General features: G+C 55.5%; 12 protein-coding genes. 2 read left to right on the top strand and 10 right to left on the bottom strand.

Annotation, left to right across the window (positions count from 1 at the left end; genetic code table 11):
• The first annotated feature begins 201 nt into the window (after nt 1-201).
• Nucleotides 202-402: a hypothetical protein gene (locus HY298_10985; protein ID MBI3850781.1), complete on the top strand. Its 201-nt coding sequence runs from the start codon at nt 202-204 to the stop codon at nt 400-402.
• Here HY298_10985 and HY298_10980 read toward each other — a convergent pair.
• From HY298_10980 to HY298_10955, 6 genes are all read right to left on the bottom strand, one after another.
• Nucleotides 392-814 (bottom strand): PIN domain-containing protein, encoded by a 423-nt coding sequence (locus HY298_10980; GenBank protein ID MBI3850780.1) that lies wholly within the window; start codon nt 812-814, stop codon nt 392-394. The two genes, HY298_10985 and HY298_10980, sit on opposite strands and share 11 nt — an antisense overlap.
• Nucleotides 792-1058: a hypothetical protein gene (locus HY298_10975; protein ID MBI3850779.1), complete on the bottom strand. Its 267-nt coding sequence runs from the start codon at nt 1056-1058 to the stop codon at nt 792-794. The genes HY298_10980 and HY298_10975 overlap by 23 nt, the downstream gene beginning before the upstream one ends.
• Nucleotides 1059-1319: 261 nt before the next feature.
• Nucleotides 1320-1589 (bottom strand): type II toxin-antitoxin system PemK/MazF family toxin, encoded by a 270-nt coding sequence (locus tag HY298_10970; GenBank protein MBI3850778.1) that lies wholly within the window; start codon nt 1587-1589, stop codon nt 1320-1322.
• Nucleotides 1590-1611: 22 nt separating this feature from the next.
• The gene (locus HY298_10965) at nt 1612-1809 is read right to left on the bottom strand and encodes a hypothetical protein (GenBank protein ID MBI3850777.1); all 198 of its coding nucleotides are present in this window, start codon (nt 1807-1809) and stop codon (nt 1612-1614) included.
• A 268-nt stretch (nt 1810-2077) separates the two neighbouring features.
• On the bottom strand, nt 2078-3166 hold the full coding sequence (locus tag HY298_10960) for an autotransporter-associated beta strand repeat-containing protein (GenBank protein ID MBI3850776.1): 1089 nt from the start codon (nt 3164-3166) through the stop codon (nt 2078-2080).
• A gap of 525 nt (nt 3167-3691) precedes the next feature.
• Complete coding sequence (locus HY298_10955; GenBank protein MBI3850775.1) at nt 3692-4027, bottom strand: type II toxin-antitoxin system PemK/MazF family toxin; 336 nt, start codon at nt 4025-4027, stop codon at nt 3692-3694.
• A gap of 359 nt (nt 4028-4386) precedes the next feature.
• Between HY298_10955 and HY298_10950 the strand changes: the two genes are divergently transcribed.
• Nucleotides 4387-4590: a hypothetical protein gene (locus tag HY298_10950; protein MBI3850774.1), complete on the top strand. Its 204-nt coding sequence runs from the start codon at nt 4387-4389 to the stop codon at nt 4588-4590.
• 239 nt (nt 4591-4829) lie between these two features.
• Here HY298_10950 and HY298_10945 read toward each other — a convergent pair whose 3' ends face one another.
• From HY298_10945 to HY298_10930, 4 genes are all read right to left on the bottom strand, one after another.
• The gene (locus HY298_10945; GenBank protein MBI3850773.1) at nt 4830-5132 is read right to left on the bottom strand and encodes a HigA family addiction module antidote protein; all 303 of its coding nucleotides are present in this window, start codon (nt 5130-5132) and stop codon (nt 4830-4832) included.
• A 2-nt stretch (nt 5133-5134) separates the two neighbouring features.
• Nucleotides 5135-5416, bottom strand: a complete 282-nt coding sequence (locus HY298_10940) for a type II toxin-antitoxin system RelE/ParE family toxin (protein MBI3850772.1) — start codon at nt 5414-5416, stop codon at nt 5135-5137.
• Between the two features lie 125 nt (nt 5417-5541).
• Nucleotides 5542-5841 (bottom strand): hypothetical protein, encoded by a 300-nt coding sequence (locus tag HY298_10935; GenBank protein ID MBI3850771.1) that lies wholly within the window; start codon nt 5839-5841, stop codon nt 5542-5544.
• 126 nt (nt 5842-5967) lie between these two features.
• Nucleotides 5968-6252: a hypothetical protein gene (locus tag HY298_10930; protein MBI3850770.1), complete on the bottom strand. Its 285-nt coding sequence runs from the start codon at nt 6250-6252 to the stop codon at nt 5968-5970.
• Nucleotides 6253-6467 lie beyond the last annotated feature (215 nt).

Raw genomic sequence — 6467 nt, 5'->3', positions numbered from 1 at the left:
TTCCAGACCGACTACATTCTTCTGTTCCATAGGTGTCCTGAGGGTTGTGCCGCCATCGTGTGATGGCAGCAGGTTTTTTTGTCCCCCTCAGGATGCCTTTTTTCCACCCCCCGCCGTCCACAACTTTTGGAAATTTCTCGGTCAGAACGACGGAAAAACAGAAAGCAGAAAGGGGAATTCAGCCCAGTGAAGTATAGGCCAATGAAAACGTCACGGGCCAAGGAAGTCAGCGGTCAGACCGAGCACGAACATTCAACGTTCAACGTCGAATGGAAAATCGGCGCGCCCGGAGGTCAGCGATCTTATACTTTGGACGATTACGGTGAAGGTGGAAAGTTCTTCCGAAAAACTGATCGTGGAAACGAAAACCTGAAATCAGGTCAGCGACGGATCAGTTTTTGAGGATTGCCGCAACAAAAGCATCCGGGCGAATGCACTGAACGCCGAACGGCTTTCCCAAGGCCAAAAAATCCAGATCGTAAGTAACGAGGAACTTTGCGAGGGACGAAACGGCCAGCATCAACACCGGATCGTCTTTGGGGTCGCGCAGCGTGGCGCGCCTTGGGGGATCGTCCAACCATGACGAGGCGCGTTTAAGCCAGTCAATCCATCCCGACCAGTTCTCATTCGTCCAGGTGCGGGACTCGGCCGCCACGCGCGCGGTGGCGTCAGCCCATTCCGCTGTCAACCAATCGGATCGAACGGAAGTGAACGCGCGTCGGGCGAGCAAACGCAGTGCATTGCGGGCGTCGCCGCCCGTCCAACCGATGCCAGAAACCACCACACTGGAATCAAGAACGACGGTGGGCTTCACGACGTGCTTTTTTCACCTTGCCGACGATGCGGTTGATTTCAGCGATCGGCTCAGAACCGGCAGACCCCTGGGTATCCAGGTCGCGGAAGTCAGCCAGCAAGGCCGCGTGCTCCTGCTCCTGCCTGGCTCGAATCAAGTCGCGAACAACATCGCTGGCACTGGCAAAACCCTCCGATTGTTTTTTCTTGATCCATGCCAATTGACCCTCGGCAAGCGAGATGTTCAACGTCGATGCTGTTTTCATACGAATACAGATTGGGTCGCCTTGCGAAGGTTGTCAAGATTCGGGCCGAGGTCAGGAGAAACATCCGACCTCGAAGGGCGGGCAGAAACCAGAGGTCGGTAGGCAGAAGTCCGTAGTCCGTGGTCGGCAGTCGGTAGTCAGATGGCGGAGGTCGGAGGTCGGAACGACGGAAAAGCAGAAAGCAGAAAGTGGAAAGCAGCCCGGTGAAGTAGGCCAATGAAGACTTCACGGGCCAAGGAGGACGGAAGTCAGGGATCAGCGTCAGAGGGCCAACCAGTCGCGAATGCCAGCCTCCACCAGAGCGATCTGTTGCGGAGACAATCGGCCCAGAGACCGCTCCGCTTTCACGGCCGGCACGGTCACCGGATTCAGGACGAGAAACGCACCGGCCTTGAGAAACGGCACGCTTAGTGGCACCTCCAATTCCGATCCGCGAAGAGCGGTGGTGTGCGGCACCACCGTTATCAGGACGCGATCGGTTTCCTTGAACGGACGATTGAGGATTAGCGCAGGGCGGGTCTTTTGAACCATGCCCAAATCCACCAGCCACACTTCACCGCGATTCGGCACGGGCCTCCTCTTCGTCAAGCAAAGCAAACGTCTGAGCCGCGATGGCCGTCAAATCAGCGTCGGACAGCGGACCATAATCCTCTGCGACGACGGTGCGGGCGATGGCCTCGTAAACATCGAGTTGCTCGGAACGCGGGAGACTCTTGAACTCTTGCAATAACGCCTGGCCCTTTGTGCTCATGCTTGGAAAGCTACCCGCGTCGCAGGAGAATAGCAAGTGTGGCACGAGAGGAAAAAGCAGAAAGTGGAAAACAGCAGTGGCCGAACTCTCAACTCTCAACTCTCAACTGTCTCTGAGGTCGGCAGTCAGTAGTTCGTGGTCAGTAGTCAGTAGTCGGAGACCCGAGATCGGATTTCAGCGTTTCCTTGGCCCATGAAGTTCTCCTCGCTCCAGTTTACTTCACCGGGCAGCTTTTTCCGTCGCGGAAGAGTTGGGCAACTTTCAACTTTCAACTTTCAACTACCGATCGGCGCGCGCGGAGGCGTCGGGCAAACCCGACTCCCGCAAACACAACGCCGAAAACTGCCAACGCCACATTGATCGGTTCGGGCACGGCTGTAACCCCGGCCACAAGCTCGTTGCCACTCATCACGCCCAAGAATAGTTCGGTGCCGATCTGGAATTGGATGTGACTAAGGAAAGTTGCGTCGGGGGCAATTCCCATGATAAAGATCCGATCGTCCGAGCCAGAGACTTGCGGAACCCCTGCCCAGCCATTGATTGTAAGCACTCCGGTAGCAAGGCCGGAAACGGAGTTGAACGTAAGTGAATGCCCGTTCAAGCCACCGTCATTCACGAGATTGAGCGTCGAACTTGCCGTGAGCGACAAAGCGCCGATGCTAAAGGACTTATTATTGGCGTCCAAAATCCCACCGGCGAAAATAAGCCCGCCTGAACCCAAAGTGTTGTCGACCCCCAACTGCAAATGGCCTTGGTTCAGCGTCGTGCCTCCGTTATAAGTGTTGGCGGCGCTCAAAATTAACGTTCCAAGGCCCGATTTCGTAAATCCGCGGGTCCCGGCACTGCCTTCAACCACGGCGGCGATTTCTAGCGAAGCGCCGTTGGCAATGTTCCAAGTCTGCGATGCTTGACCTTGTAACTGGACTTTCCCGGCGCCGCTTGGTGCGATCTTGTGTGAGCCGGAAAGAACGGTCAACGTTTCGGCGCCCAAGGCTGAAGGGTCGAGGTCTAAACGCGCTGCCGACGTGCTTATGGTTATTGTGAGATTCGGGGAGTTGGCGTTTATCGTCAGATTGCCAACATTCGGATTGCTACTCTGTAGTGTGATCGTGCTTGTACCAGCATACGACGCCGACACGAAGACATAATCATTCCGCAAAGTATTTCCAGGATTATAGACGTCACCGACCCAGTTGACTTGAGAAGCTCCATCCTGCCAAATTCCGTCACCCGCCCCACCATCCCAAGTAAAACTCGTGGCGGTCAGTTTCGTACAAACAACGACCGCCAGAAAGATTGTGAGAAGTCTTTTCAGACCAGCTTTGGAAGTATATCTCGGAGTAGAGCGTGGTTTCATTATACGGAGTTTCCAAGTTCTGGACTGATTTCCATGGGCGACAGGAACCGCGCTGTCGGCAAATGTCAAAACTTACTTATTAACAATCGGACAACCGGCGCTGACCGTAGCAGCCGGCGTGAGTCGGCTCTGACTTCCACGGAATTGTGATGGAGCGGACTGACCTCCGCTGCTACGAGGTTTATGGAAAGGGCTGCAGCCGTGGGTGTCGGCAGCGCGTTCACAGCAAATCGTCAAAGTGGATAACTGAAACGCCGCCCGATGAAGTAGGCCAAGGAAGACTTCACGGGCCAAGGAAGTCGGCAGTCAGTAGTCCGTGGTCAGTAGTCGGTAGGCAGAAGTCCGTAGTGTGTGGTCAGTAGTCGGTAGTCGGATGGCGGAGAACGGAGGTCGGAACGACGGAAAAGCAGAAAGCAGAAAGTGGAAAACAGACATCAGTAGAAACATTCGACGCTCAACCTCGAACAGCCGAAGCGAAATGTTGAAAAGCTGAAACGCAGAAATCCGCGACGCCCCGGCTCCACTTCACGCGAAGAGTTGGCGAATCTTCGCCTTCACTTCTAGCAATTTCACGTCTTTGATTTTTCCGGCGGCGTAGAGAATCACGGATTGCTCGACGGTGAACAGGCGATTGGAGCGGATGAAACTGTCCACGGCAAGACGACCGCGTTGGAAGTCAGTGAGGATGAGTGGAACGGAGTAACCATCAGAGCGGGCTTTTGTGGGAATCTGACAGAGCACCAAGTCGTCGCCCGACAGATCCGCCACGACGAGCGCGGGCCGGCGTTTGCCGGATTGGAGGTGGGTTTGCGGAAAAGGGAGAACGACCACCTCGCCAGCCCAGCCCCGTAGGGGCGACATCTTTATAGTTCGCAGCCCATTAAACCCAAAGCTCCGTAGGAGCGATATCGACACGACCATGCCGCCCCTACGGGGCTTTGGCTCTGCGTCGGAACGTTGCTACAAAGATGCCGCTCCTACGGAGTTGGCAAAGAATCAGTCCTGTCGAAACAAACCGAGTTCCTTAATTCAATGATCGTGGTGGTCCGTAGTCCGTAGTCACTCAACCCTCAACCAAATCCTGCACCCACCCCCTACCTCTCCCAGGAGGGGAGCGCCGCAACAGAAATCATTTCCGATTTCAGATTTCAACTTTCAGATTTTACTGCACTGTCAATCTTGCGCTTGCCGGATTCCACGCCCGACGTTACCTTTTGACCATGAAAGTTGCGGAAATCAAAGAATTGGTGGAGCGGCGTCCGTTCAGGCCTTTTGCTGTCCGACTCAACAATGGCGCACAATACACCTTCAAAGATTCCCGCGATGTGGGCGCGCCGAAGGATTACCGGTTGTTGATCTATTTTGGCAAGTCAGAAGCAGTGCGTATTGACACCAATAGTATTGCAGAAATTTTCAAGAAATAATTTGTCGGGGGCGGTCCGTGGTCCGTAGTCACACGCTCAATCCTCAACCAACTCAGCGGTCCATTGCCCAGCTTCGATCTTCAATCTCCAATCTCCACGCCGCCCGTAGTCCGTGGCCGAAGTCACTCAACTATCAACCCTCAACCAAATCCTGCACCCACCCACCCCGAACCCCTCCCAGGAGGGGAGCGGCGCAAGGGAAGTCATTTCAGCTTTCAGCACTTTACAAAAGTACCCATTCACGCGGTTACGAGCACCTTCACTTCTCTGTTGAGGCGCTTGGCCAACCGCTCCTGCTCCTGTTCCAGGTCATAGTGCGATTGCAGGTTGAGCCAGAATTCCGGCGACATGGCGAAGTAGCGTCCGAGCCGCAAGGCCGTGTCGGCGGTGATCGCGCGCAGACCGTTGAGGATTTCGTTGATGCGGCGCGGGGGCACGCAGAGGTCTTTGGCCAGCCGGGATGGGGTGATGCCCATTGGCTTGAGGAATTCTTCGTCCAGAATTTCGCCGGGCGTGATGTTGCTCAACAGTTTGGTCTTCATAATCAGTGGTAGTCCACAATCTCTACGTCGTAAGCGTTGCCCTCGCGCCAGCGGAAGCAGAGGCGCCATTGGTCGTTGACGCGGATGCTGTGTTGCCCCTTCCGGCTGCCTTTCAATGCTTCCAAGCGGTTGCCCGGCGGCACGGCCATGTGCCGCAATTCCGTCGCCGCGTGCAACGCCAGCAGTTTGCGTCTTGCGCCGCGCTGAATCGTCGGCGGGAAGCGGCGGGACAACTCCGCCCGGAACACCCGCTCGGTTTCCTCGCAGGCAAAACTCAAAATCACCGGGACAGAGTAACGCCGGGCGTCAAGAGTGTCAACGTGCGCGAGGGTGCAGGATGGGCAAGGAAAGAAGCAGAAAGCAGAGAGTGGAGATCATTTCAGCTTTCAGCTTTTCAGATTTCAGGATTTTACTTCGCCGGCTGCGCCGGTTTGTTGAGTTGGATTTTGAATTCGGAAATTATTTTGGCGGCCTCGGGGCTGTTCGGGGCAAGGGCGACGAGTTCGCGGCCAACGGCTTCGGTGGTCTGGCTGATGTTCTGGGCCTGGGTCAGCGTGGGTTTGAACTGGGCGCGGGCGGCCTGGATTTGCGACTTTTGCTTGAAGTCGTCAATGAGGTAGGTGGTTTGCAAAAAGAGCAGTGTGACGAACAGAACGCAGAGCGCCCAGAACGGCGAGTAGGTATTCACGGTGGTGTTTGGCGGGTTCATGGTTTGAATAATCGGGTCACGAACATGCACCCACCCCTGCCCCCTCCCAAGAGGGGAACAAACCATCCTGGGCCGCTCCCCTCGGAGGGGCTGGGGGTGGGTTCAGGCGGTTGGTGAGTGGAAGGTTCACGGATAGGTTTTCTTTTTGCCGTCGGTTTCCAGGGTCACGGTCATGCCGTATTTGACGAGGATGTCTTTGAGCTTGGGGTCGGTTTCCGAACCTTTGGCGATGCGTTTGGCCAACTGGTCGAGAAGGGTTTCGAGCTGGCGGGCGTTGTTGATGTAGGCCTGCTCGCGGCTCAGCGATGCACCGAGCTGGTTATTGTGCCGCACGAAGAAGAAATGGCTCAAGAGCACGGCGGCCAACACGAGACTGGCGACGTTGAGAATCCAAAACTGAGCCTTGGTCATAATTTCTGTGCGGGAGTAGAGGGCCAGGGAAGACTTTTGTCAAACAACTTCGAACACTCAACTCTCAACTATCTCAGAGGCCAGAGGCCGGAGGTCGGAGGCCGGAGGTCGGAGGACAGCAGTCGGAGGACGGATTTCATCTTTTCAGGGTGTCAGTTTTTCAGTTGTTTCTGGAAGTCTCTCAACCATCAAGTTTCAACTCTCAACTGTCCCAT

The sequence above is a fragment of the Verrucomicrobiota bacterium genome (genome assembly GCA_016200005.1).
GTDB lineage: Bacteria > Verrucomicrobiota > Verrucomicrobiia > Limisphaerales > PALSA-1396 > PALSA-1396.
This window is presented reverse-complemented; position numbering and strand designations above follow the sequence as displayed.

Excerpts from the sequence above, each read along its gene's own strand:
- HY298_10935 (MBI3850771.1), bottom strand. The coding sequence starts at position 5,841 with ATGAACCCGCCAAACACCACCGTGAATACCTACTCGCCGTTCTGGGCG.
- HY298_10955 (MBI3850775.1), bottom strand. The coding sequence starts at position 4,027 with ATGTCGCCCCTACGGGGCTGGGCTGGCGAGGTGGTCGTTCTCCCTTTT.
- HY298_10970 (MBI3850778.1), bottom strand. The coding sequence starts at position 1,589 with ATGGTTCAAAAGACCCGCCCTGCGCTAATCCTCAATCGTCCGTTCAAG.
- HY298_10960 (MBI3850776.1), bottom strand. The coding sequence starts at position 3,166 with ATGAAACCACGCTCTACTCCGAGATATACTTCCAAAGCTGGTCTGAAA.
- HY298_10985 (MBI3850781.1), top strand. The coding sequence starts at position 202 with ATGAAAACGTCACGGGCCAAGGAAGTCAGCGGTCAGACCGAGCACGAA.
- HY298_10950 (MBI3850774.1), top strand. The coding sequence starts at position 4,387 with ATGAAAGTTGCGGAAATCAAAGAATTGGTGGAGCGGCGTCCGTTCAGG.
- HY298_10965 (MBI3850777.1), bottom strand. The coding sequence starts at position 1,809 with ATGAGCACAAAGGGCCAGGCGTTATTGCAAGAGTTCAAGAGTCTCCCG.
- HY298_10975 (MBI3850779.1), bottom strand. The coding sequence starts at position 1,058 with ATGAAAACAGCATCGACGTTGAACATCTCGCTTGCCGAGGGTCAATTG.
- HY298_10945 (MBI3850773.1), bottom strand. The coding sequence starts at position 5,132 with ATGAAGACCAAACTGTTGAGCAACATCACGCCCGGCGAAATTCTGGAC.
- HY298_10930 (MBI3850770.1), bottom strand. The coding sequence starts at position 6,252 with ATGACCAAGGCTCAGTTTTGGATTCTCAACGTCGCCAGTCTCGTGTTG.